This is a genomic window from Demequina ureilytica, assembly GCF_048553575.1.
GTDB lineage: Bacteria > Actinomycetota > Actinomycetes > Actinomycetales > Demequinaceae > Demequina.
The window spans coordinates 1,149,884-1,174,595 of sequence record NZ_JBLZIE010000001.1 but is presented as its reverse complement, the minus strand read 5'-3'; the positions used below and the strand labels follow the sequence as shown (position 1 = coordinate 1,174,595).

At 67.5% G+C, this 24,712-nt stretch carries 22 protein-coding genes; 4 read left to right on the top strand and 18 right to left on the bottom strand.

Annotated features, from left to right (window positions below; all coding sequences use genetic code 11):
* Positions 1–6 precede the first annotated feature (6 nt).
* From atpA to rpmE, 11 genes are all read right to left on the bottom strand, one after another.
* A complete protein-coding gene (atpA, locus tag ACNI3K_RS05415) occupies positions 7–1,641 on the bottom strand; it encodes a F0F1 ATP synthase subunit alpha (RefSeq protein WP_419390820.1) in 1,635 nt (544 codons plus the stop codon).
* A 45-nt stretch (positions 1,642–1,686) separates the two neighbouring features.
* A complete protein-coding gene (locus ACNI3K_RS05410) occupies positions 1,687–2,499 on the bottom strand; it encodes a F0F1 ATP synthase subunit delta (RefSeq protein WP_419390819.1) in 813 nt (270 codons plus the stop codon).
* Between the two features lie 5 nt (positions 2,500–2,504).
* Positions 2,505–3,074: a F0F1 ATP synthase subunit B gene (locus tag ACNI3K_RS05405; RefSeq protein WP_419390818.1), complete on the bottom strand. Its 570-nt coding sequence runs from the start codon at positions 3,072–3,074 to the stop codon at positions 2,505–2,507.
* On the bottom strand, positions 3,074–3,304 hold the full coding sequence (locus ACNI3K_RS05400) for an ATP synthase F0 subunit C (protein WP_301142635.1): 231 nt from the start codon (positions 3,302–3,304) through the stop codon (positions 3,074–3,076). Before ACNI3K_RS05400 ends, ACNI3K_RS05405 begins: the two co-directional genes overlap by 1 nt.
* Before the next feature lie 53 nt (positions 3,305–3,357).
* Entirely contained in the window at positions 3,358–4,227 is an 870-nt protein-coding gene (atpB, locus tag ACNI3K_RS05395) for a F0F1 ATP synthase subunit A (protein WP_419390817.1), read from the bottom strand.
* 86 nt (positions 4,228–4,313) lie between these two features.
* Complete coding sequence (locus ACNI3K_RS05390; protein ID WP_419390816.1) at positions 4,314–4,730, bottom strand: Cg1360 family ATP-synthase-associated protein; 417 nt, start codon at positions 4,728–4,730, stop codon at positions 4,314–4,316.
* A complete protein-coding gene (locus ACNI3K_RS05385) occupies positions 4,727–6,043 on the bottom strand; it encodes an MraY family glycosyltransferase (protein WP_419390815.1) in 1,317 nt (438 codons plus the stop codon). The genes ACNI3K_RS05390 and ACNI3K_RS05385 overlap by 4 nt, the downstream gene beginning before the upstream one ends.
* Positions 6,040–6,711, bottom strand: coding sequence for an L-threonylcarbamoyladenylate synthase (locus tag ACNI3K_RS05380; protein WP_419391108.1), 672 nt, complete (start codon positions 6,709–6,711; stop codon positions 6,040–6,042). Before ACNI3K_RS05380 ends, ACNI3K_RS05385 begins: the two co-directional genes overlap by 4 nt.
* A 16-nt stretch (positions 6,712–6,727) precedes the next feature.
* Complete coding sequence (gene prmC / locus ACNI3K_RS05375; RefSeq protein WP_419390814.1) at positions 6,728–7,624, bottom strand: peptide chain release factor N(5)-glutamine methyltransferase; 897 nt, start codon at positions 7,622–7,624, stop codon at positions 6,728–6,730.
* Entirely contained in the window at positions 7,624–8,709 is a 1,086-nt protein-coding gene (prfA, locus tag ACNI3K_RS05370) for a peptide chain release factor 1 (protein WP_419390813.1), read from the bottom strand. Before prfA ends, prmC begins: the two co-directional genes overlap by 1 nt.
* A gap of 21 nt (positions 8,710–8,730) precedes the next feature.
* The gene (rpmE, locus tag ACNI3K_RS05365; protein WP_419390812.1) at positions 8,731–8,937 is read right to left on the bottom strand and encodes a 50S ribosomal protein L31; all 207 of its coding nucleotides are present in this window, start codon (positions 8,935–8,937) and stop codon (positions 8,731–8,733) included.
* Between the two features lie 305 nt (positions 8,938–9,242).
* On the opposite strand from rpmE, the gene ACNI3K_RS05360 reads away from it, so the two are divergent.
* Positions 9,243–10,175, top strand: coding sequence for an endonuclease domain-containing protein (locus ACNI3K_RS05360; RefSeq protein WP_419390811.1), 933 nt, complete (start codon positions 9,243–9,245; stop codon positions 10,173–10,175).
* Positions 10,176–10,341: 166 nt separating this feature from the next.
* On the opposite strand, the gene rho is transcribed toward ACNI3K_RS05360, so the two are convergent.
* Positions 10,342–12,294 (bottom strand): transcription termination factor Rho, encoded by a 1,953-nt coding sequence (gene rho / locus ACNI3K_RS05355; RefSeq protein ID WP_419390810.1) that lies wholly within the window; start codon positions 12,292–12,294, stop codon positions 10,342–10,344.
* 376 nt (positions 12,295–12,670) lie between these two features.
* Between rho and ACNI3K_RS05350 the strand changes: the two genes are divergently transcribed.
* Positions 12,671–13,870 carry an ROK family transcriptional regulator gene (locus ACNI3K_RS05350; protein ID WP_419390809.1) on the top strand — a complete coding sequence of 400 codons (1,200 nt, stop codon included), beginning with the start codon at positions 12,671–12,673 and terminating at the stop codon, positions 13,868–13,870.
* Positions 13,871–13,979: 109 nt separating this feature from the next.
* On the opposite strand, the gene ACNI3K_RS05345 is transcribed toward ACNI3K_RS05350, so the two are convergent.
* From ACNI3K_RS05345 to ACNI3K_RS05335, 3 genes are all read right to left on the bottom strand, one after another.
* Positions 13,980–14,981 (bottom strand): sugar phosphate isomerase/epimerase family protein, encoded by a 1,002-nt coding sequence (locus ACNI3K_RS05345; protein WP_419390808.1) that lies wholly within the window; start codon positions 14,979–14,981, stop codon positions 13,980–13,982.
* A gap of 41 nt (positions 14,982–15,022) precedes the next feature.
* Entirely contained in the window at positions 15,023–16,186 is a 1,164-nt protein-coding gene (locus tag ACNI3K_RS05340) for a Gfo/Idh/MocA family protein (RefSeq protein ID WP_419390807.1), read from the bottom strand.
* A gap of 185 nt (positions 16,187–16,371) precedes the next feature.
* The gene (locus tag ACNI3K_RS05335; RefSeq protein WP_419390806.1) at positions 16,372–17,436 is read right to left on the bottom strand and encodes a substrate-binding domain-containing protein; all 1,065 of its coding nucleotides are present in this window, start codon (positions 17,434–17,436) and stop codon (positions 16,372–16,374) included.
* 282 nt (positions 17,437–17,718) lie between these two features.
* Here ACNI3K_RS05335 and ACNI3K_RS05330 point away from each other — a divergent pair, with 282 nt between their 5' ends.
* Together ACNI3K_RS05330 and ACNI3K_RS05325 are read left to right on the top strand one after the other, a co-directional pair.
* Positions 17,719–19,239 (top strand): sugar ABC transporter ATP-binding protein, encoded by a 1,521-nt coding sequence (locus ACNI3K_RS05330; protein WP_419390805.1) that lies wholly within the window; start codon positions 17,719–17,721, stop codon positions 19,237–19,239.
* The gene (locus tag ACNI3K_RS05325; RefSeq protein WP_419390804.1) at positions 19,236–20,279 is read left to right on the top strand and encodes an ABC transporter permease; all 1,044 of its coding nucleotides are present in this window, start codon (positions 19,236–19,238) and stop codon (positions 20,277–20,279) included. The genes ACNI3K_RS05330 and ACNI3K_RS05325 overlap by 4 nt, the downstream gene beginning before the upstream one ends.
* Before the next feature lie 89 nt (positions 20,280–20,368).
* Here ACNI3K_RS05325 and ACNI3K_RS05320 read toward each other — a convergent pair whose 3' ends face one another.
* Genes ACNI3K_RS05320 through ACNI3K_RS05310 form a run of 3 tightly spaced genes read right to left on the bottom strand, consistent with a single transcriptional unit; the run spans position 20,369 to position 24,686 of the window.
* Positions 20,369–22,339: an ABC transporter ATP-binding protein gene (locus ACNI3K_RS05320; protein ID WP_419390803.1), complete on the bottom strand. Its 1,971-nt coding sequence runs from the start codon at positions 22,337–22,339 to the stop codon at positions 20,369–20,371.
* Positions 22,336–24,069, bottom strand: a complete 1,734-nt coding sequence (locus ACNI3K_RS05315) for an ABC transporter ATP-binding protein (protein ID WP_419390802.1) — start codon at positions 24,067–24,069, stop codon at positions 22,336–22,338. Before ACNI3K_RS05315 ends, ACNI3K_RS05320 begins: the two co-directional genes overlap by 4 nt.
* 5 nt (positions 24,070–24,074) lie before the next feature.
* Entirely contained in the window at positions 24,075–24,686 is a 612-nt protein-coding gene (locus ACNI3K_RS05310) for a TetR/AcrR family transcriptional regulator (RefSeq protein ID WP_419390801.1), read from the bottom strand.
* Positions 24,687–24,712 lie beyond the last annotated feature (26 nt).

Below are 24,712 nucleotides of genomic sequence, written 5' to 3'. Positions count from 1 at the left end.
CGGTCCCTACTTCTTCTTCTTCGCGACGATCTGCTCCTGCTCAACTTCAACATCCTCGCCGCTGGCGGTGGACGAATCGGTGGTGAGCTCGGTGCCCTCTGAGGCGAGGAACGTCGAGAGGTAGTCGTCGATGGCGGTTTCGAGCTCCGCCTCGTTGTCATCCGACATCTTGCCGGACTCGGCGATGTCGGTGAGCACCGAGGTGTTCCGACGCAGGTGGTCGATCAGTTCGCGCTCGAAGCGCAGCACGTCAGCAACCGGAACCTTGTCGAGCTTGCCCTTGGTGCCGGCCCAGATCGACACGACCTGGTCCTCGACCGGGTACGGCGTGTACTGGGGCTGCTTGAGCAGCTCCATGAGGCGCGCACCGCGGGTCAGCTGCTGACGCGAGGCCGGGTCCAGGTCGGACGCGAACATCGCGAACGCCTCGAGAGACCGGTACTGCGCGAGGTCGATCTTCAGCGTTCCCGAGACCTTCTTCATGGCCTTGATCTGCGCCGAGCCGCCGACTCGCGACACCGAGACACCGACGTCGATGGCGGGGCGCTGGTTGGCGTTGAAGAGATCGGACTGCAGGAAGATCTGGCCATCCGTGATGGAGATCACGTTGGTCGGGATGTAGGCCGACACATCGTTCGCCTTGGTCTCGATCATCGGCAGGCCGGTCATCGAGCCCCCCCCCATCTCGTCGGACAGCTTCGCGCAACGCTCGAGCAGGCGAGAGTGCAGGTAGAACACGTCGCCGGGGTAGGCCTCACGGCCCGGGGGGCGGCGCAGCAGCAGAGACACGGCACGGTACGCCTCGGCCTGCTTGGACAGGTCGTCGAAGACGATCAGAACGTGCTTGCCCTGGTACATCCAGTGCTGGCCGATGGCCGAGCCGGTGTACGGGGCGAGGTACTTGAAGCCTGCAGGGTCAGATGCCGGAGAGGCGACGATCGTCGTGTACTCGAGAGCGCCGGCCTCCTCGAGCGCGCCGCGCACTGCGGCGATGGTCGAACCCTTCTGACCGATCGCGACGTAGATGCAGCGCACCTGCTTGGTCGGGTCGCCCGTCTCCCAGTTCTGCTTCTGGTTGATGATCGTGTCGATCGCGATCGCCGTCTTGCCGGTCTGGCGGTCACCGATGATCAGCTGGCGCTGCCCGCGGCCGATCGGGATCATGGCGTCGATGGCCTTCAGGCCCGTCTGCAGGGGCTCGTGCACCGACTTGCGTGCCATGACGCCGGGCGCCTGGAGCTCCAGGGCGCGGCGTCCGTCGGTCTCGATGTCGCCAAGTCCGTCGATCGGGGTGCCCAGCGGGTCCACCACGCGGCCGAGGTAGCCGTCGCCCACGGCGACGGAGAGGACCTCGCCGGTGCGGTGCACCTCCTGGCCCTCCTCGATGCCCGTGAACTCGCCCAGGACCACGACGCCGATCTCGCGGACGTCCAGGTTGAGCGCGAGGCCGAGAGTGCCGTCCTCGAAGCGCAGCAGCTCGTTCGCCATGCACCCGGGAAGTCCCTCGACTCGGGCGATACCGTCGCCGGCGAGGGTCACGTGACCCACCTCTTCACGTACGAAGCCGGACGGCTCGTACGACTTCACGTAGCTGTCGAGCGCGTCCCGGATCTCGTCGGGACTGATCGTCAACTCAGCCATGTCTCATCTCTCCTGTCACTACCGCGTTCGCGGCTGTAGTCTTCGCTAGCCGACGAGTCGTCGTCGTGCCTCGTCGAGGCGGCTAAGGACGGTTCCGTCCACCACCTCGGAACCAACCTGAACTCGGATGCCGCCCAGGACCTCGGGGTCCACGGCGACGTTGATCTGCATGTCGCGACCGTACGCCTGCTTAAGGATCTCGCCCAGCCGGGTGCGTTGCGCAGCGCTGAGCTCGACGGCGGCAGTGACGTTCGCCACCGACCGGCCGCGCCGCGCAGCCGCGGTCTCCAGCAGCGCGTTGATGGCGGGAATCAGCCGCCGCCCGCGCGGCATCCCGACCACTCGGGTCAGCAGCGCCTGCGTCGTGGGACGCAGCTTGCCGCCGAGCGTGCCCTCGAGCAGTGCGAGCCGCTGCGCCTTGGTCGCGGACCGGTTGCTCATCGCCACCAGTAGGTCGCGCTCTGCAGTCAGCACCCGCTCCACTCGGAACAGTTCTTCCTCGACAGCCTCGAGCGTCCCCTGGTGCTCCGCGTACGAGAACACCGCGACCTCGCCGGCGTCGTCAATGGACTCCGCGAGGTCCTGCTCCCCCGACCAGCGGGCGTTGGCGAAATCGGCGACGACGTTCACGGCGCGCTCGTCCAGCGAGCCGAACAGCCGCTTCACCAGCGTGGCCTTGTCGGCACCGGGTCGTGCTGGATCCGTCAGGGCTCGCCTCAGCGAGCCCGACTTGTCCAACGTGTCGACCACCGCGAAGAGCTGCTCCGCGATCACAATGCCCTCGTCACCTGCCGCGGTCGCCACGGGCTCGAAGTCCCGAAGCACCGCCGCACGCGAGGCCTGACTGGTTCCGCGCATCGGCGCTATCCCTTCGCCTTGCTGCTGTCCGACACCTGAGTCTCGAGGTCGTCGAGGAAGGAGTCGATGATCCGCTGCTGACGAGCGTCGTCCGCGAGCGACTCACCCACGATGCGGGATGCGAGCTCGGACGCGAGAGCGCCCACCTCGCCGCGCAGCGACACGATGGCCTGCTGACGCTCCGCATCGATCTGCTTGTGAGCCGTCTGCACCAGACGCTGAGCGTCCTCGGCGGCGTGCTCGCGCGTCTCCGCGACGATCTGCCCCGCCTCGGCACGAGCATCCTCACGGATGCGCGCCGCCTCAGCACGTGCCTCGGTCAGCTGCGCGGTGTACTCCTCGAGCGCCGCGGCGGCCTCGGCCTGAGCCTGCTCCGCCTTGAGGATGCCGCCTTCGATCTTCTCCGCGCGCTCGTCGAGCACATTCTGAAGCTTCGGCAGCAGCACCTTCATGAAGACGCCGACGACGATCAGGAAGACCACCGACGACCACAGGATGTCGTAGGCGGCAGGAATCAGCGGGTTGGGGTACTCGCCCTCTCCCGCTGCCACAACGATCACGTTGGCCGGTGTCATTACGTGAAGAGGAATCCGGCGACGAAGCCCAGCAGGGCGAGCACCTCGACGAACGCGACACCGATGAACATGGTGGCGCGCAGCTGGCCGGCGACCTCGGGCTGGCGAGCCATGCCCTCAACCGTCTTGCCGATCAGGATGCCCAGACCGATGCCGGGGCCGAGCGTCGCGAGGCCGTAACCGACCGTGGCGATGTTGCCGGAGACCTCAGCGAGAGTGGTGGTGTCCACTGTGTTTCCTTCCGTTGGAGCGACGCCGTTCCGGCGCCGCAGGTCGTGATGGGTTAGTGCTCTTCCTCGACAGCCATGGTGAGGTACACCGAGGACAGCATGACGAAGACGTAGGCCTGGAGGGCCGACACGAATACTTCGAACAGTGTGAAGGCGAGTCCCGCGATCAGCGTGACCGAGCCCACGGCCTTCAGCGCGAGAGCCGCTTCGAAGAACAGGTACTGGGTCGCGGCGAAGCACAGCACCAGCAGCAGGTGGCCGGCCATCATGTTCGCCGCGAGTCGCAGCGCGAGAGTCGCCGGGCGCAGGATGAACACCTGCAGGAACTCGATGGGAGTTAGCAGGATGTAGATGGGCTTGGGCACACCCGCGGGGAACAGGCTGGTCTTCAGGTAGCCGCCGAAGCCGTGCTGCTTGATGCCCACCGTGAGGTACAGCACGTACACCCACAGCGCCATGATGATCGGCAGGCCGATGAGCGCCGTGCCTGGCATGTTGATGAACGGGATCACGCCGGTGATGTTGAACGTGAAGACCGCGAGGAACAGCGTTGTGAGGAAGGGCACGAAGCGCCGCGCGTGCTCCTTGCTCATCACCTGCTCGACGATCTGCACGCGCACGAAGTCGAGGAGCATCTCCACCAGGGACTGGCCACGGGTGGGGATCAGGGTGGCGCGGCGGGCCACGAGCCAGAAGATCAGGATCAGCACGGCTGCAGCGATGACGCGCGCCAGCATGATCCGGTTGAACTCGAAGAAGGTCCCGTCCCCGAACAGCGCCGGGGGGAAGAACTCGCCGACGGTCGGGGCGTGGAAGCCGTCCGAATAGAACAGCCACCCGAAGAAGCCGCTGGCAGAGCCGGACTCGTCGGCAGCGAGCTCGGAAGCGACCTCCGTGGTCGCATCCAGGGCTAGATTCGCCACAGAATTATCTCCTGATGTCGTGAGGCAAGCGCGGGCTGGCCGCCGAGCACGCCGGGACCGTGATGCCCCAGAATCCTAACGCATACCTACCGGTCATTCGAACTCGGATCGACATAAGGAATGCGTCCCGCCCGCATCGCCCACATGTCGATCGCGAGCGTCGCGAACACGCCAGCCAGCGCGAAGCCCGCCAGCAGCCCCCGGTGGAAGCCCTCGATGCTGCCCAGCGCCACCAGCGCGACCACGATGATCAGCATCTTGAGCAGCCACGAGCCGCCGATGTATGCCGCGAGCATGTGCGGTGCCTGCCGGTGGCCGATGAGCATCGCGACCTGCGTGGTGATGCCCGACAGCGCGGCGACTGCGACTCCCGCCTCCGCCGCCAGCACGCCTGCTCCCCCGGCCACGATTAGCCCCACGGGGACGGCGATGATGGCAAGCGCGGCGATGGCGATGACGGTCGCGCGCAGCGCGCGCCGATAGGTAGCGGTCTCTTCGTTCACTGACGTCTCCCTGGTCGGGGCGGAGGGGTGGGGTGGTCGTTGGTCTGGCGGCCGGGGGTACCAGCGGCCGATGCGCGGGCCGGGAGATCTGTGCCGTCGCCTGAGGTCCGCGCTGGCTCGTCCTCGCCGGTGCTGGCGTGCTCGTCGTGCAGGCGCTCGTGGCCCTCGGGGGTGAGCCGCTGAAGCGGCTTCACCCGTTGACCCGCCGCTCGCCAGCCGCGCGACAGCGTGCGTCGCAGCGGCGGGGAGAACGTGAGCAGGCACGAGACGATCACCGCGGTGCCAATCAGCACCAACGCACCACGCAAGGGCAGGAACACCAGCGACACCGTTCCGAAGGACAGCACCGCGGTCCACAGGTACAGCACGCTCACCGCCCACCGATGCGAGTGCCCGGTGCGCAGCAGCACGTGGTGGAGGTGGTGAGCGTCCGGCATGAACGGCGACTGTCCCTTGAGGGTGCGCCTGACCACGGCGAGGGTCATGTCCACGAGCGGCACCGCGATCACCATCAGCGGCAGCACGATGGGGATGAAGGCGGGGATGGTCTCCCGCTCGGACACCACCTCGGGGTCGATCTGCCCCGTCACCACGATGGCGGCGGCTGCGATGGTGAGGCCCAGCACCATCGACCCCGAGTCACCCATGAAGATGCGCGCAGGGTTGAGGTTGTGAGGCAGGAATCCCAGGCAGGCGCCCACGAGCACGGCGAGGATGAGGGTGGCGAGCGACGAGTAGTCGCCTGGCGACGCGGACCGCGCAAGCACGTACGTGTAGGTCAGGAACGCGGCACCGCCGATCGCCACCATCCCGGCAGCCAGGCCGTCCAGACCGTCCACGAAGTTCACGGCGTTCATCGCCACCACCACCACGATGACGGTCGCCGCGAGCGACAGGTACGAGCTGCCGATGGTGAGGCCCGCGATCGGCACGGTCACGAGCTGCACGCCGCTCCAGGCCATCACCAGTGCCGCCAGCACCTGTCCCGCGAGCTTCGCCATCCAGTCGAGGTCCCAGATGTCATCGGCCATCCCCAACGCGCACACCAGGCCCGCACCGGCGAGCACACCCCAGGCCGCGCCCGACGCGTCGAAGACGGGCTGCAGGAACGGGATGTTCTGCGCGATGACGATGCCGGCCGCGAGCCCGAGGAAGATCGCCAGACCGCCGAGCCTGGCAGTGGGCGTGGCGTGGACGTCGCGCTCGCGCACGGCGGTGACCGCTCCCACCCGGAAGGCCAGGTGCCGCATCGCCGGAGTGGCCGCATACGCAACGAGCGCGGCGATCACCATGAGGGTGAGATAGACCTTCACCCGTGGGGCCCGCCTTCGGGTTCCGGTCCGGGTGCGAACGCGTCCTCGCCGACGATCTCGACCAGCCGCTCCCGGGGCACTCCCCCGTCACGCACCACCCGCAGTCCCGCCGGGTCGGTGGCGTCGACGATGGTGGAGGCGGTGCCGAGCGGGCTGTCGCCGCCGTCGAGGTAGACCGCAACGGCTTGTCCCAGCTGCTCCCGTGCCCCCTCGGCGGTCGTGGCCGCAGGCTGGCCGGTGAGGTTGGCGCTCGTGACCGCGAGGGGCCCGGTGCGCGCCAGCAGCGCGAGGGCCGCGCCGTGGTCAGGCTGCCGCAGCGCGACGGTCCCGTGGGTGTCACCCAGATCCCAGGCGAGGGACGGCTGCGCGTGGACGATGACCGTCAGTGCGCCGGGCCACAGCTCCTCCATGAGGGCGCGAGCGGACGCCGGCACGTCACGGGCGAGGCCGTCGACCGTGCGCACATGGGGGATGAGAACCGGCGGGGGCATCTGACGTCCGCGTCCCTTCGCGGCGAGGACCGCAGCCACCGCCGCCGGCTGGAACGCATCCGCCCCGACGCCATAGACCGTGTCCGTCGGCAACACGACGACCGCTCCACGCTGCACGGCGTCCACGGCTGCGTCCAGGCTCGGACCCCACGTCGCGGGGTCGAAGCAGGGGTAGATCACGTGGACCAGTGTCTCAGACGCCCACACGGGTGGCGATGAGCATGCGGTCGCGTCCGTTCAAGTCTTGCGCGGTGCGCGCGTCGGCCCAGAACTCCGAGCGCTCGACGAAGGCGCGCAGTCGGGGGCCCTGCTCATCGCCGTGCTCCATGATGAGAGTCCCGCCCACTCGCAGCAGCCGCGCGGCCTCGTCGATGATCGCCCGGGGCAGGTCGAGTCCGTCCGTGCCCATTCCGTACAAGGCCTCGGGCGGGTCGTAGTCGCGCACCTCGGGGTCTCGCGGCACGCCGTCGGGCGGGATGTACGGCGGGTTGGCGACCACGACGTCGGCGCAGCCGTCGAACAGGTGCAGGCAGCGCCGCGCGTCGCCCAGCACGGTGCGCACCCGAGGGCGCACGTCGGACGGCATGAACCGGGCGTTCAGCCTCAGATAGACCAGAGCGCCCTCGCTGGCCTCAAGCATCGTCACCTCGGCGTGCTCGACCTCGCTCGCGACCGACAGACCGATCGCCCCGGATCCCGCGCACAGGTCCGTCACGCGCACGCGCCCGTCGCGACCCGGCTTGGCCGCGCGCGCCGCATCGATCGCGGCCTGCGCGACGGTCTCGGTCTCAGGTCGCGGGATGAACACTCCGTCGCCCACCTGGAGCTCGAGGTCACGAAAGTACGCCACGCCAGTGATGTGCTGCAGCGGCTCGCGGCTCGCCCTGCGTTCGACCCGTGCCTCGAGCAGCTCGAAGTCGAGCGGGTCCTCGGGCCAGTGATCGTCGCGAGCGGCCGCAGTGCGCACCTGGCTCAGCGACCACCCGAACGTATGCGCGATCAGCGCGACCGCATCGGCCTCAGGAGAGGGCACGCCGGCCGCGGCCAAGCGTGCTGCGATGCCGCGCAACCGTGCGCCGACGCTGGGCATCAGGCCCCGTGGGCTTCGAGTCGGGCGGCCTCGTCGGCGTCGATCGCGGACTGCACCACGGGTCCGAGGTCGCCGGAGAGCACGTGGTCGAGGTTATAGGCCTTGTACCCCGTGCGGTGATCCGCGATGCGGTTCTCCGGGTAGTTGTAGGTGCGAATGCGCTCCGACCGGTCCACCGTGCGCACCTGTGACTTGCGGATGTCCTGAGCCTCCGCATCGGCCGCCTCCTTCTGCGCCGCAAGAATGCGCGCGCGCAGGATCCGCATCGCGGACTCCTTGTTCTGGAGCTGGCTTTTCTCGTTCTGGCAACTCACCACGATGCCCGTCGGCTCGTGCGTGAGGCGGACGGCGGAGTCGGTGGTGTTGACCGACTGGCCGCCGGGACCGGAGGAGCGGTAGACGTCGACACGGACATCGTTCATGTCGATCTCCACCTCCTCGACGGTCTCGACCTCCGGGTAGACCAGCACGCCCGCAGCGGAAGTGTGGATGCGGCCCTGAGACTCGGTCGCCGGCACACGCTGCACGCGGTGGACGCCGCCCTCGTACTTGAGGTGCGCCCATACGCCGTTCTCCGGATCGACCGCGCCCTTGGTCTTGATCGCCACGGAGATGTCCTTGAAGCCGCCCATGTCGGTAGGCGTGGCCTCGAGGACCTCGGCCTGCCAGCCGCGGGTCTCCGCGAACTTGAGATACATCTTCAGCAGGTCGCCCGCGAACAGTGCCGACTCCTCGCCGCCCTCCCCGGACTTGATCTCGAGGATCACGTCGCGGGAGTCGTCGGGGTCGCGCGGGATCAGGATCCGGCGCAGCTTCTCCGTCGTCTCCTCCGCGGCCCGCTCGAGAGCGGGGACCTCGGCGGCGAACTCAGGGTCCGCATCGGCCATGCCGCGCGCTGCCTCGAGGTCCTCCTGCGCAGCCTCCCAGGCCCGGTGCGCGGCAACGACGCGGCCGAGCTCCGCAAAGCGCCGTCCGAGTTTGCGCGCGCGCCCGGCGTCCGCATGGACGTCGGGTTGCGAGAGCTGATGCTCGATGTCGGCGTACTCGTCCAGCAGAGGCAGGACGGCAGCGAAGGCTTCGGCCACGTCGTGTGGAGGCTTGTCGGACTACTTGTTCCCGTAGCGCTTCTCGAAGCGGGCCACGCGGCCGCCGGTGTCGAGAATCTTCTGCTTGCCGGTGTAGAACGGGTGGCACGCCGAGCAGACCTCGACGCTGATCGCGCCGGACTTCACGGTGGACTTGGTCTCGAACGTGGAACCGCAGGTGCACGTGACAGTGGTGGTCACGTACTCGGGGTGAATATCCTTCTTCATGGTGCTCCCTTTGAGTTGCCTCCGGGTCCTCGCGCGTACTTCGCGGTCGGTGAACCGGACGGCCAGCGGTCTATTCTGCCACGTCCGTGCACGCGGGGCTACCCGCCGGGTGTCCGCCCAGCGCGTAGCCGGCCCGCGCATCGGCCGCTTGCTCGCTCCCTCCCCCGCCCTCTCCCGCGCTGGAGGGACATGAGTGCAGCATGCCGCCAAGATCCGGCGTCCATGTCCCTCCAGGGCGCATCAACTATCCACAGAAGCGCCGTCACCGGCCTTCGTCAGCGCCGAGAGGCCGGTCAAATGCCTTCATGCGACCCATTCCGGGCCTCGTCCAATTAGGCGACGGCCTCCAAGCGTTCCTTGCCGCGAATGCCCATGCGTTCAGCCGGGCGGACATTCTCGAGCACTGGACCCGGACGTCACTCGAACACGAGGTGGCGGACGGCAACGCGAGCCGCATCCTGCCCGGGGTGTACTGCGGCGCGGTTCATCAAGCGTCTGCGCTGGTGCGCGGCGAGGCTTTGAACCTCTGGCATCCCGCCGGGCTCGTGACCGGGCCACTCGCTTTGCGGCTGTACTCAGATGCGCTCCCCACGCCGCGGCTGGCCGATATCCGTGTCATCGATGGCTTTCGTCCGCGCGTTCCGGCATGGGTCCGCTGTCGCCAAGGAAGGCCGATGCGGGCGCACAGCCTTCCGCACGGCGTCGCCTGCACTGCTCCTGAGCGCGCACTGCTCGACGCGTGGCGGTTCTCGCCTTCTGGCGACCGGCGCAACTTGCTCTACGAGGCACTATGGGCGCGAGTCTGCACGTGGCAAGGCCTCGCGCGCGAGCTGGATCGCTCCCCGCGTGTATCCGGCCGCCGCGACCTGGAGCGTGTACTCGGATGGTTCGCCGAGGGAGCGACCACTCCCCTCGAGGTGCGCGCCAAGCACGAGACCTTCGCCGATGCGCGCTTTCGCGAGTTCGAATGGCAAGTCGAACTCCGGCTGGGCCCGCGCCGTCCGGCCGTCGATATGCTCCACCGAGCGGCGATGGTGGTGGTCGAACTGGACGGCGATCGCTACCACTCCACGCGCCAGGCCCGCAATGACGATCGCGACCGACAGAACGACCTGACAACGGCGGGCTACGTCACCATCCGGCTCGGGTGGGAGGACGTGGCGCGGCACCCCGAGCGAAGCCGCCAACGGGTGCTGACCGTGGTCGCGGGCCGCCTCGCGCGTCCTGGAGGGACATGAGTGCTGGATCTGGCACGGATCCTGCGCTCATGTCCCTCCAGCGCGCACGGGGGGCGGGAGCACAGGGGCACGGGCGCGGGGCAGGCGGCCGATGCGCGGGTCGGGGACGCAGAAGGCCCCGGCCCACCTGACGGCGGGCCGGGGCCTTCTGCTTGTGCGACAGCGGCTACTTGAGCGTGAGCTCGTTCTCACCGTTCTTGTCCGGCGTGGTCTTCGCGACCTGCATCAGGAACTCGGCGTTGGTCTTGTGGTCCCTGAGGCGTCCCAGCAGCAGCTCGGTCGCGGCAATGGACTCCAGGCCGGAGAGCACGCGGCGCAGCTTCCACATGACCTTGAGCTCCTCGGTCGAGACCAGGATCTCCTCGCGGCGCGTGCCGGACGAGTTGACGTCAACGGCCGGGAAGATGCGGCGGTCGGCGAGCTGACGCGACAGGCGCAACTCCATGTTGCCGGTGCCCTTGAACTCCTCGAAGATCACCTCGTCCATCTTGGACCCGGTGTCGACCAGCGCCGTGGCGAGGATGGTCAGCGAGCCACCGTGCTCGATGTTGCGCGCGGCGCCGAAGAACTTCTTGGGCGGGTACAGCGCGGCGCTGTCCACACCACCGGAGAGGATACGGCCCGATGCGGGCGCGGCGAGGTTGTAGGCGCGACCCAGGCGGGTGATGCCATCGAGCAGCACCACGACGTCCTGGCCGAGCTCCACGAGTCGCTTGGCCCGCTCGATCGCGAGCTCCGCGACCTGCGTGTGATCGATTGCGGGGCGGTCGAAGGTCGAGGCGATGACCTCTCCCTTGACGGACCTCTGGAAGTCGGTGACCTCCTCGGGACGCTCATCCACCAGGACCACCATCAAGTGGACCTCGGGGTTGTTCGCGCTGATCGCGTTGGCAATCGACTGCATCACGAGCGTCTTTCCCGCCTTGGGCGGGGACACGATGAGGCCACGCTGACCCTTACCGATGGGCGCGACGATGTCGATGACCCGGTTGGTGAGGTTGCGGCTATCGGTCTCAAGGTGCAGGCGCTCCTGCGGGTACAGCGGAGTGAGGTCGCCGAACTCCTTGCGGGACTTAGCCTCCTCGGGGCTGACGCCGTTGACGGTCTCCACCGTCGCGAGAGCGTTGAACTTCTGACGCTGGCCGCGCTCGCCCGGCCGGGGCGGGCGAACCGTGCCGGTCATGGCATCGCCCTTGCGCAGGCCGTACTTGCGCACCTGGTTCATGGAGACGTAGACGTCCGACTTGCCGGCGAGGTAGCCGGTAGTGCGGATGAAGGCGTAGGAGTCGAGGACGTCGACGATGCCGCCGACGGGACTCAGTTCTTCGTCATCGCGGGCATCATCCTCGTCGGGACGGGCCTGGGGCTCGTTGCCACCGCCGCGCTCGGGGCGCTCGTCACGATTGCGCCCGCGGCCGCGCCCTCGGCCGCGACGCCGGCGACCGCCGCGCTCATCGTCATCGTCGCCCGCATTGCCACGACTGTCATTGCCACGGTTGTCATTGCTGCGGTTGTCGTTGTCGTTGCGCTCGTTGCCGTTGCGCTCGTTGCCGTTGCGCTCGTTACCATTGCGCTCGTTGCCCCGACCGCCGCGCCCATCGCTCTTGGATGAGTCGCCCTGGGAACCGGCGGACTGCACGGCCTCCGCTGCGCGCCGTGCCCGCTCATCGCGCTCGGCATCGGTCTCGCCCTTGCTCTGGCGATCCGATCGCGCGCGGCGCTGGCCGCCGTCACGCTGGCCGGAAGATTGCTGGCCGTTCGACTGCTCTGCTTCCGGCTGCGGCTCGTCGGCCGGGGTCGTTTCTGACCTGGGCGACCCGCCATTGCGGCTGCGCTCGTCTGCTCCGCCCTTGGTCGGCGCGGACTCAGGGGCTGAAGACCGCTGCGCCTTGGCGTCGCCGTCTCCGCGGTTTGACTCGGTCTTTGATGCATCGGGTGCGGGCGCATCGGCCTTGGCGGGCACTACGCCGCCGTTGTTGATGGCTTCCACGAGATCGCTCTTTCGCATCTTCTTGACGCCAGAGACTCCAAGCTCGGAGGCGAGAGCCTGCAACTGAGGGAGCTTCATGGCGCTGAGGGCGGCACCCTGATCGGGGCTGGCCACGGTGGTGTCTGTCACTGATGATCCTTCCCTCGCACGAGCCCGTCTGGCTCCTGAAAAGTGCGAGATACTCCCTAGCGGCGGGGAATGCGCGTACGCCATCGGCCGCAAACGCCTGAATGCTGTGGGATCGCTGTCCGCCGGGGCCGGATGCCGTCCGGGGGAAGCTCCTTCAGGCTACCACTGCACGGCGCCTGGCTCAAATACCTCCGCCGCGGCGTCCGACCTGCACCTAGCTCCGCCGCGGCGTCCGACCTGCACCCTGCGTTATCGAGAGGGCGCGGCGCTCTGCGCGGGGGCATCAGTAGCGTTATGACGAACTTGGCACAAAAGTTGTCACTCCATGCAAAAAAAGTGCATGCCGGACGCATGCCTTCAGATAGGATCGCTCATTATGATTGATCCGCACGGACAGGAGACCCTTTCGGGCTCCGCGCAGTCCGAGATCTTCCAGATCCTGCGGGACGGCAAGTCGCGCACGCGCGCCGAACTGGCGACGCTCACAGGATTGGCGCGTTCTACCGTCGCCGCACGCGTCGACTCTCTGCTGCGCGCGGGACTGATCCGCTCCGTCACTCACGCTGTGTCCACCGGTGGCCGCCCCTCCCGCCAGTTCGCCTTTGACGGCACGCGACAGGGTGTACTCGGCGTCGACATCGGTGCCACTCACACGCACATCGGGCTCAGCGACCTCCGTGGCCAGCTCCTGCTCGACACCCAGGTCTCACTCGCGGTCGCAGAGGGCCCCGAGACAGTCCTCAACTGGGTGATCGAGGAAGGTCAACGCCTGCTCAAGCAGCATGGAATGCCAGACTTCCTTCACGCCGTCGGCGTCGGCCTTCCAGGGCCAGTCGAGCACTCGACCGGTCGTCCTGTGGATCCGCCCATCATGCCGGGCTGGGACCGCTTCGATGTGCCGGGCATGCTCACCGCGGCCTTCGAAGTGCCGACCCTGGTCGACAACGATGTCAACGTGATGGCGGTCGGCGAGCGCAATGACCACTGGCCCGACGTCGACGACCTGCTCTTCGTCAAGGTCTCGACGGGCATCGGCGCTGGTGTGATCACCGGCGGCAAGGTCCACCGTGGGGCCCAGGGCATCGCAGGCGACATCGGCCACGTCTACATCCCCGGATCGGACGACATCCCGTGCCGGTGCGGCTCCACGGGATGCCTCGAGGCCGTCGCCGCAGGACCCGCGATCGCCGCGAAGCTCCGTGCAGCGGGTGTCGAGGTGGAGAGCTCAAAGGACGTCGCCGCCGCGATCAACCAGGGCAACATCGACGCGGTGCGCGCGGTGCGAGAGGCTGGGCGGGTTCTCGGCCACGTCCTCACCACCTGCGTCAGCCTCATCAACCCTGCGGTCATCGTGCTCGGAGGACCGATCGCGAATGCGGGCGACCACCTCGTCGCTGGCGTCCGGGAGACCATCTACACACGGTCGACCCCTATTGCCACCGGTAGCCTACAGATCGTCCGCTCACGCGGTGGCGACAACGCTGCAGTGTCCGGCGCGTCGTCGATGGCCATTCAGCACGCGCTGTCGGTCGAGAGCGTTGAAGCCATCGTGCGGCGCGAGCTCGCTTCCGCCTGAGCGCGGTAAGCCGGCTCGACCCGTCCTGCACATAAGGCCCTTCCAGAGACGCGAGAAGGCGCACGACACCCGCACCAGCGTGCGGGCGCCGTGCGCCTGATGCTCTCAGTCAGTCCTTCGAGCTGAAGGCCGCATCGAAGGCCGCGTCGGGCGCGTCAAAGGCGTAGCGACGCACGAACTCGAGCGCCTCGGGGGCGCCGACGAGCCTGTCCATGCCGGCGTCCTCCCACTCCACTGACAGCGGTCCCTCGTAGCCGATCGCGTTGAGCATGCGGAAGGAGTCCTCCCAGGGCACATCGCCGTGGCCGGTCGAGATGAAGTCCCAGCCACGCCGGGGATCTGCCCACGCAAGGTGCGAGGAGAGCCGCCCGTTGCGTCCGTTGAGGCGACGCTTGGTGTCCTTGCAATGCACGTGGTAGATCCGGTCCTGAAAGTCCCACAGGAAGCTCACGGGATCCAGGTCCTGCCAGACCATGTGGCTGGGGTCCCAGTTGAGGCCGAAGGACTCGCGGTGGCCGATGGCCTCCAGGGTCTTCTTGGCGGTCCAGTAGTCATAGGCGATCTCACTCGGGTGAACCTCGAGTGCGTACCGCACACCCTCGGACTCGAAGACGTCCATGATGGGGTTCCATCGGTCTGCGAAGTCCTTGTACCCGTCCTCGACCATGTCGGCGGGGACCGGCGGGAACATCGCCACCGTCTTCCAGATGGACGAGCCGGAGAAACCCACCACGGTGGACACGCCGAGCCGAGAGGCCATGCGAGCGGTGTCCTTGACCGCCTCGGCCGCGCGCTGACGCACGCCCTCGGGATCTCCGTCGCCCCACACCTGTGGAGGCAGGATCTCCTCGTGACGCCGGTCAATCGGGTCGTCGCAGACGGCCTGGCTGGTGAGGTGGTTGGAGATCGCCACGATCTTCAAGCCGTGGCGCTCCATCAGGTCGAGCCTGCCCTGAACGTACTCGGCGTCATCCCAGCGACTCACGTCCATGTGGTCGCCCCAGCAAGCGAGCTCGAGGCCGTCGTAGCCCCACTCCGATGCGAGCTTCGCCACCTCTTCGAGGGGAAGGTCCGCCCATTGTCCGGTGAAAAGGCTGATTGGTCGTGCCATGTCCTATTCCTTTCCTTGCGTCGGTCGTGCCGCGGCGTCGTTCAGGCCGCAGTCCATGCGCTGCCGGCCTCCGCGCTGCGCTCCACCGCTCCGAGCACACGCTGAACCTGGTATCCGTCCGCAAAGGAAGGAGTGGGCTGAGTACCGGAGGCGATCGCCTCCACGAGGTCCTTGACCTGGTGGGAGAAGCCGTGCTCGTAGCCGAGCAGGTGGCCTGGTGGCCACCACGCCTCCATATAGGGGTGGTCGGCCTCGGTGACGAAGATGCGGGTGAAGCCCTGCTCGGTACCAGGAGCGGTCGCGTCGTAGTACTGCACCGCGTTCATGTCCTCAAGGTCGAACAGCACCGCACCCTTCTCGCCCGCGACCTCGATACGTAGCGCGTTCTTGCGTCCGGTCGCGAAGCGCGTGGCCTCGAAGGTTCCCAGTGCTCCCGAGTCGAAACGACCGGAGAATGCGGCGTAGTCATCGACGGTCACGGGTCCCCGTTCGGCGCCGGCGGAGCCGGACAAGCCCTGACCTTCCGCGAGCACCGGACGCTCCTTGACGAAGGTCTCCATCACGCCCGACACCTCGGTGAGGCTGAGGCCGGTGATGAATTGGGCGAGGTCCACGGCGTGCGCACCGATGTCGCCGAGCGCGCCGGAGCCCGCCTTGGACTTGTCCATGCGCCACGTCAGCGGTGCCTCGGGGTCCGAGAGCCAGTCCTGCAAGTACTGCGCGCGGACCTGGCGTACGGTGCCCACCGCTCCCCGCGCGACGAGGTCGCGTGCGAAGCTTGCGGCGGGCACGCGCCGGTAGGTGAAGCCCACCATCGCAAGCACACCGCGGTCTGCGGCCGATGCGGCGGCCTCGGCCATACGGCGGGCCTCTTCCACGGTGTTGGCCAGCGGCTTCTCGCAGATCACGTGCTTGCCCGCCTCGAGAGCGGCGATCGCCATGTCGCAATGGAGGTGGCCGGGAGTCACGATGTCGACGACGTCGATGTCATCGCGCTCGATCACGGCTGCGAAGTCTTGGGACGCCTCGGCCCAGCCCCACTTGCGGGCGAGCGCAGCGTTCTTGTCGGGATCGCGGCCGACCATGACGGTCATCTCCGGATCGACCGGCAGGTCGAAGAATCGGGGGGCGGTACGCCACCCCTGGGAATGTGCGGCGCCCATGAATCCATTGCCGATCATGGCGACGCGCATCGGCGCGGGCATCTGGCTCTCGCTTTCTCTTTGGTTGAGTGGGTCGGTAGAACCGTCGGAGCGGTGGCCGCCCCCACCGAGGGGGCGGCCACCGCTACCTAGGTACTTAGGACTCGAACCCGATGTCCATGTAGTCGGCCACGTNCCCCCCCCCCCCCCCCCCCCCCCCCCCCCCCCCCCCCCCGCTACCTAGGTACTTAGGACTCGAACCCGATGTCCATGTAGTCGGCCACGTTGTCCGCGGTCACCACGGGCGCATCGAGAACGATGCGGCGCGGGATTCCGGGAGACGCGAGTGCCGGCATGTTCTCGTCGAGCGCCAGCAGGCGGGCCAGAGCGATGCCGTCAGCCGCCTGCGTGGACGGGTAGATGACAGTCGCCTCCAGGACGCTCTCACCAGACTCGATCTCACGCATGGCGTTGGCCGAACCTGCGCCACCGACCATGAAGAACTCGTCACGACCGGCCTCATCGATCGCCGCGAGGACTCCGATGCCCTGGTCGTCGTCGTGGTTCCAGATGGCGTCGAACTCGGGGTTGGCCGAGAGCAGCTGAGCCGTGACCTCCTGGCCACTGTCGATCGTGAACTCTGCCGCGACGCGTGCGTCGACGTCGAGGCCACACTCGGAGAGTGCGTCCTCGAAGCCCTGCGACCGGTCCGTGGTGAGCTGCAGCGAGTCGATGCCCGCGATCTCACCGATGATGGCGTCTGGGTTGTCGCCGAGGCGCTCGCACATGTACTCGCCTGCGCTGACACCCATGCCGTAGTTGTCACCGAGGATGGTGACGCGCGCGGCATCGCTGGAAGAGAACTCGCGGTCCACGTTCACGACCGGAACACCGGCGTTCATCGCGTTGATCGCGGCCTCGGTGAGCGCCGCGCCGTCGGTGGGGAGCAGCACGATCACGTCGACGCCCTCGTTGACGAAGGTCTCGACCTGGCTGATCTGGAGGTTCGGGTCGTTGGTGCCCTCTGCCACGCGGAGGTCCACGTCGTCGTAGGTCTCTGCGAGGTCGAGCGCGGCCGTGTTGATGGCGCCGAGCCACCCGTGGTCGGCGGCGGGACCCGAGAAGCCGATGACGACGGTCTCGCCAGAGCCGCCCTCTTCGGGTGCAGTGGTCTCTTCGGTTCCGGGGTCAGTGTCGTCCTCGGCCTCGCCGTTGTCGGCGTCGGAGCTGCAGCCAGCCAGCAGTGCCACGCCCGCGAGCGCCGCCCCGGTAGTGGCCAACATCCGCTGTCGCTTAGAGCGGAATGCGTACATGGGTTCCTCCTATATAGGTCACTGTCATCATTGCCAGTTCGTAGGGGTCACGCCTGCCGGGATCGCGCAATGCGCCTCGGCTCGTTGTCCACGCTGACGTGGCCAAAGTAGCAGAAGTGACTGGCGCGTGCGCAACTTATGTCTTCGACTCGTCATTACGGTTTGGTCACGAAAGATCTCGCGACGTACGCCTCGCGCGCGCGAAGATAAGAAGTGTCGGATGGGGCCGTCAACCACCGCTCATCACTTCCGACGGCCTCGGCGCTGTGTTATGTTTTCCGCGTGATCGAAGACGACCACCCCGTGTCATTACTCGAGGTTCGGGGCCTCGTAAAGAGTTTCGGCAGCGCGCAGGCGCTCGCAGGAGTCGACCTTGACGTGCGCGAAGGCGAGGTCCATTGCGTCCTCGGCCAGAATGGCGCAGGCAAGTCGACCCTGATCAAGACCCTCTCGGGCGCACACCAGCCCGATGCAGGCGAGATCCGCTGGAAAGGCGAGTCAGTGACGCTCGCCGACCCGGTCGCGGCACTCGAGCTCGGCATCGCCACGATGTATCAAGAGCTCGACGTCGTCGGCGGCCTCTCCATCGCGGAGAACATCTTCCTTGGCCACGAATTGGCGCGCGGAGGTGTGTCGAACCGCCGCGAGGCCGCGCGGCGCACCCGCGAGCTCATGGACCGGCTCGGGCACCCTCAGCTCTCGCCCTCTCAGGAGGTCGGAACGCTGTCCCCCGCCAATCAGCAGATCGTGTCGATGGCGCGCGCCCTCTCCCACGACATCAAGCTGATGATCATGGACGAGCCCAGCGCGGTGCTCGACTCCGGGGAGGTGGACAACCTCTTCCGCGTCGTCAAGGAGCTCACCGAGCAGGGCATCGCGGTCATCTACATCTCGCACAGGCTCGAGGAGATCGAGCGCATCGGCGACCGCATCTCGGTGCTGAAGGATGGCAAGAGCGCAGCATCGAACCTGCCCGTCCAGGGCACTCCCATGCGCGAGCTGATCTCCCTGATGACCGGCACGGACATGGAGCACGTCTTCCCACCGCGAGCGACGCTCGCGCAGGACGCGCCGGTCGTGCTCGAGGTTGAGGGGCTCTCGCTCGGACGGACCTTCTCCGACATCAGCCTCAAGATTCGGGCTGGAGAGATCGTTGGCCTCGCGGGTCTCGTGGGCTCCGGCCGTTCGGAGATCCTCGAGACCATCTACGGTCACCGGAAGGCCACGTCCGGCTCTGTGCGCCTCAAGGGCAAGAAGCTCCGCGCGGGTTCTGTCTCGGGGTCGGTCAGTGCCAACATGGGCCTGTCGCCTGAGGAGCGCAAGAGCCAGGGGCTGCTGCTCGAGGAACCGATCTACCGCAACGCGACGCTATCGACGTTTGCCCGCTTCGCAAAGGGTGGCCTCCTCGATGAGCCCGCCGAGCGCCGGGCAACAGCAGAGCAGATGAAGGCTCTCGAGCTCCGCCCAGCGGAGCCCAACCGACTCACACGCACTCTCTCGGGTGGTAACCAGCAGAAGATCATGCTCGCTCGCTGGCTCATCCACGGCACCGAGGTCCTGCTGCTCGACGAGCCCACCCGTGGAGTCGACGTCGGTGCCCGCATGGAGATCTACGCACTCATCCGCAAGCTTGCTGCGGATGGCACCGCCATTCTCATCGTCTCGTCCGAGATCGAAGAGGTACTGGGCCTCGCTGACCACGTGCTCGTCATCTCCGACGGCCGCGTCATCGACGAACGACCTGCAAACGACATCGACGAGCACGGAGTGCTCGACCTGATCATGAAGGGAAGTGCCGCGTGAGCGAGCAGACCTCCACCACCGCCGCTAGCGGCGGCTCCACCTCCGAACCGGCTGCCAACCAGTCCAATCCCGTGAAGAGGTTCTTCGCGAGCCCGGCGGGCCGGAACTCCGGCCTGGTGGTTGCGCTGCTGCTGCTGATCGCTGTGGGCGCCATCACCGGCGGCGAGAACTTCATGAACCTGGACAACTTCTTCGTGATCGTGCGCTACGCCTCGGTCATCGGTGTGGTGGCGATCGGTATGACGTTCGTCATCACCGGTGGCGGCATCGACCTGTCGGTCGGCTCGGTGCTGGGGCTAGCATCCGTCGTCGCCTCCGTCGGCGCCATTCAGACCGCGAGCGCGGGCTTCTGGCCCCTCATGGTGTTCGTCTCGATCGCCGTCGGAGTGATCGCCGGACTGCTCAACGGGATGATCATCGCGTACGGCAAAGTCGTCGCGTTCATCGCGACGCTCGCCATGCTCGTCGGTGCCAGGGGCCTCGCGGAGCTGATCTCGGGCCGCTCGACGCAGGTGGTCAGCAACCAGGGCTTCCTCGACTTCTTCCGCGGAGATCTGCTCGGCATCGACTGGGTCGTATGGATCTTCCTCATCGTCGCGGTGGCGGGCTGGTTCCTGCTCAACCGCACTACGTTCGGGCGCCGCACCGTCGCTATCGGCGGCAACCCGGTCGCGGCCCGACTGGCCGGTGTGAACGTGAGGCGCCACACCGTGTACCTGTACATGATCGCGGGCGCCTGTGCAGGCATCGCGGCGCTGATCACTCTCTCGCGCACCACTGCGGGGACCTCGACCCACGGCATGCTCCTGGAGCTGGACGTGATCGCAGCGGTCGTGGTCGGTGGCACGTTGTTGGCCGGCGGCCGCGGCACCATCGGCGGCACCGTGCTGGGCGTGATGCTCTTCGCTGTGCTGATCAACGTGTTCACGCAGAACGATCTCTCGAGTTCGTGGCAGCTGGTTGCGCGCGGCGTGATCATCGTGATCGCAGTGATGCTTCAGCAGCGGCTCGCGAACCGCGCGTCCTCCTCGACAGCCTGACGCTCGCACCGCACCGACGAAGGCCGTCGCCCCCGCGTGGGGTGGCGGCCTTCGTCATATGTGGGGACGGCATCCGGCCGATGCGGGGGCTAGGGCTGGTGGTCGGGCTCAGTTTCCTCGGGGCGCGGGACCGCAGCCGCCTCGAAGGCGGCGGGAGCGTCTACCGCCGCGACCGCATCGGCCGCCTTGCCATCGAAGCCCTGCGGGCCGTCAGCCTCGTCGATGGGCGCCGCAAACTGCGCCTCGTACAGCCGGGCGTACGCGCCGTCGGCCGCGACCAGTTCCGCATGAGTGCCTTGCTCCACGATATCGCCGTCCGTCATCACCAGGATCATGTCCGCATCGCGGATGGTGGACAAGCGGTGGGCGATCACAAAGCTGGTGCGGTCGCGGCGAAGCCTGGCCATGGCGTGCTGGACGAGAAGTTCGGTCCGGGTGTCGACCGAGCTGGTCGCCTCGTCCAGGATGAGCACGCTCGGCTGCGCGACGAACGCGCGAGCGATCGTGATGAGTTGGCGCTCCCCTGCGGACACGTTGGTCGCGTCATCATCCAGCACCGTGTCGTAGCCCTCGGGCAGCGAGTGCACGAACCGGTCGACGTATGCGGCCTTCGCGGCGTCGAGAACCTCCGCGTCGCTCGCCCCCGGCCGCCCGTACGCGATGTTGTCCCGGATCGTGCCACCGAACAGCCAGGCGTCCTGGAGCACCATCCCCGTCCGCGAGCGCAGATCATCACGCGTCATGTGCGCGATGTCGGTGCCGTCAAGCGTGATGCGCCCGCCATCAAGCTCGTAGAAGCGCATGATGAGGTTGACAAGCGTGGTCTTGCCCGCCCCCGTGGGCCCGACGATCGCCACGGTCTTGCCCGGCTCCGCCGTCAGCGACAGCCCGGTGATCAGCGGCGTCTCGGGGTCGTAGCTGAACCGCACATCCTCGAACACGAGGCGGCCCCGGAACCGTGCGGGAGTCTCTGCTGGCTGCCTATCGGGCGACTGATCGTCAGCGTCGAGGAACTGGAACACCCTCTCGGCCGATGCGACGCCGGACTGGAGTAGGTTCACCATCGAGCCCAACTGGCTGAGCGGCTGCTGGAACTGGCGCGAGTACTGGATGAAGGCCTGAATTCCGCCCAGGGGCAGGGTGCCATTGGCGACCATCACCCCTCCGAGCACCGCGATCGCGACGTACACGAGGTTGCCCACGAACATCGTCGCCGGCATGATGATCCCCGAGATGAACTGTGCCCCGAAGCTGGCCCGGTACAGCTCTTCGTTCTTGCGGTCGAACTCCGCCTGCGTCTCGCGCTGGCGCCCGAAGACCTTGACGAGCGCGTGCCCGGTGTAGGTCTCCTCGATCTGCCCGTTCAGCTCTCCCGTGTGCTTCCACTGATCCACGAACCGCGACTGCGACCTCTTGGCGACTTGGGCGACGATGACCACCGTCAGCGGGATCGAGACCAGCGCAATCAGCGCCAATTGGGGGGAGATCACGATCATCATCGTGACCACGCCCACCACCGTGAGGACCGAGGTGAACATCTGGCTCAGGGTCTGCTGGAGGGTCTGCGAGACGTTGTCGATGTCGTTCGTGACTCGGCTGAGCAGATCGCCCCGTTGGTGCCGGTCGAAGTAGCTCAGCGGCAGCCGGTGGATCTTCTCCTCGACCTCGGTGCGCATGCGGAGCACGGTGCGCTGCGTCACCCCGTTCAGAATCCACCCCTGAGCGAATGCCAGCAGGGACGACCCGACGTAAATGACGGCGACCGCGGTCAGCACCCGGTGAAGGCGGTCGAAGTCGACGCCGTCCCCCGTGATGAAGCCCTCGTAGATCACCGTCGTCGCGTCGCCCAGCACCTTGGGGCCAAGCACCGAGAGCGCCACCGAGCCCGCGCCGAGCAGCACCACGAGGCCCACCAGCCCCCGCTCGGGGCGCAGGCGACCGGCGAGGCGCCTGACCGAGCCGGTGAAGTTCATGGGCTTCTCGGGGGGCAGCTGCGGGCCTCCCATCGGCCCCGCCTGCGGGCGAGGCCGCGGCGGCGGTTGCCGAGTCTGCGTACTCATGACACCTCCTCGGCCCGCAGCTGGGTGCTGACGATCTCCTGGTAGGTCTCCGAGCTCGCGAGCAGTTCGGTATGTGTGCCACGCGCCACCACCTCGCCGTCCTCGAGCACCAGGATCTGATCTGCCCCGACGATGCTCGAGACGCGCTGTGCGACGACGATGACCGTCGCATCGGCCGCCGCGTCAGCGAGCTCGGCCCGCAGGCGTGCGTCCGTCGCCGTATCCAGCGCGCTGAACGAATCGTCGAAGATCAGCACCTGGGGCTCCCGCACGAGCGCTCGCGCGATCGCGAGGCGCTGGCGCTGACCGCCCGACACGGTGGTGCCGCCCTGGCCCATCGGCGTCTCGAGACCGGCCGTCATGGCCCTGACGAAGTCGTCACCCTGCGCCACCCGCAGCGCTTCCCAGATCTGCTCCTCGCTCGCGTGCGGGTGCCCGTAGCGCAGGTTCGATCCGACGGTGCCGGAGAACAGGTACGGCCGCTGAGGCACCAGCCCCATACGGGCCCACAGCGATTCGAGGTCCAGGTCGCGCACGTCGATGCCGCCCACGCGCACCGTCCCCGAGGTCGCGTCGTACAGCCGCGGGATCAGGTTGATCAGGGTGGACTTGCCCGCGCCCGTGGATCCGATGATCGCCGTCGTGCTGCCCGGTCGCGCTGTGAAGCTCACGTGTCGCAGCACCGGCTCCTCCGCCCCGGGGTAGGCGAAGGTGACGTCCTCGAACTCCACCGCAACGGCATCGGGCATCTCCCGGACTCCGTGCAGCGGAGGGGTCACCGTGGTCCGAGTGTCGAGCACCTCGCCGATCCGGTCCGCGGACACGGACGCGCGCGGCACCATCACGAACATGAAGGTCGCCATCATCACGGCCATGAGGACCTGTATCAGGTAGGTGAGGAACGCCACCAGCGCGCCCACCTGCATCTCGCCGTTGTCGACCCGCTCGGCACCGAACCACAGCACCGCGACTGACGAGGTGTTCAGCACAAGCGTGACGATCGGAAACATGGCAGCCATGAGGCGGCCCGCCCTGAGCGCCGACTCGGTGACGTTCTCGTTCGCCGCGCCGAACCGGTCGCGCTCCGCCTCCTCCCTCACGAACGCGCGCACCACCCGGATGCCCGTGAGCTGCTCGCGCAGCACCCGATTGATGGCGTCGATGCGCTTCTGCATTCGACGGAAGTGCGGCACCATGCGCCAGATGATCAGCGTCACGGCGATCAGCAGCAGTGGCACGGCCACCACCAAGATCCACGACAGCGCCACGTCCTGCTGGACCGCCATCACGACGCCGCCGACCGCCATGAACGGGGCGCTCACCAGCAGAGTGCAGCTCATCAGGACCAGCATCTGCACCTGCTGCACGTCATTCGAGTTGCGCGTGATGAGGCTCGGTGCGCCGAAGTGCTGCACCTCGCTCTCCGAGAAGGTGCCGACGCGGTGGAAGATCCGTGCACGCAGGTCACGGCCAATGCCCATGGCGACCTTTGCAGCGAAGTAGACCGCGATGATGGCACCGATGATCTGCAGGAACGACAGCCCCAGCATGACCCCACCCTGTTGCCAGATGTACGGGACGTTCCCGGCGGCTATGCCGTTGTCGATGATGTCCGCGTTGAGCGCCGGCAGGTACAGGTTCGCCAACGACTGCGCGAGCTGGAACACCACCACTCCCACCAGCAGTCGCCAATACGGCCTCGCGTACTCGACCAGCAGAGACCCCAGCATGGCGATCATTGCCCTTCGGCGGCGATGCCGCGCAGGATGAAGTCCGACAGGGTGGCCGGGTCGATCTCCACGTCGCGCAGGAACGGCACGGACGTGCCGAAGACCAGCACGCGCAGGAGGTCGATTGCGGTCGCGATCGGCACCCGGATGCGGTCGCGGTCCGGCTCGAGCAGCGCATGGATCACGCTCGTGGCTTCGCCGAGGACGGGCCGGCGAACATCCTGGGCATCTGCCCGGTGGCGCGCGTGATCGCGCGGCCCGAGCGCCCCCATGAACGCCACGACATCGCGCATGCGGGCGTGCAGTAGGGCCACGATCTGGTCCAGCTTGTCCGGGAGCGAGCCCGCAGGGTCGATCCGCTCCAAAGCGGCAAGCAATTCGGCGGGATCCATCACGCGCCCCACAGCCGCATCGATGAGCTCGTTCTTGTCCACGAAGGCGCGGAATACGGTGCCTTCCGCAATGCATGCGGCATCCGCGATCTGGCGCGTGGTCACCTCGGCGCCGTGCTCGAGGATCAACGGGATCGCGGCATCGAGGATCGAGGCGCGCCGGTCCGCTGGGCTCATGCGCGGGGCCCGAGCACCCCGTGAGCCGTCGTTCTGAGGAGCAGTCACCACGCGACACTAAGTGAGTGAGCACT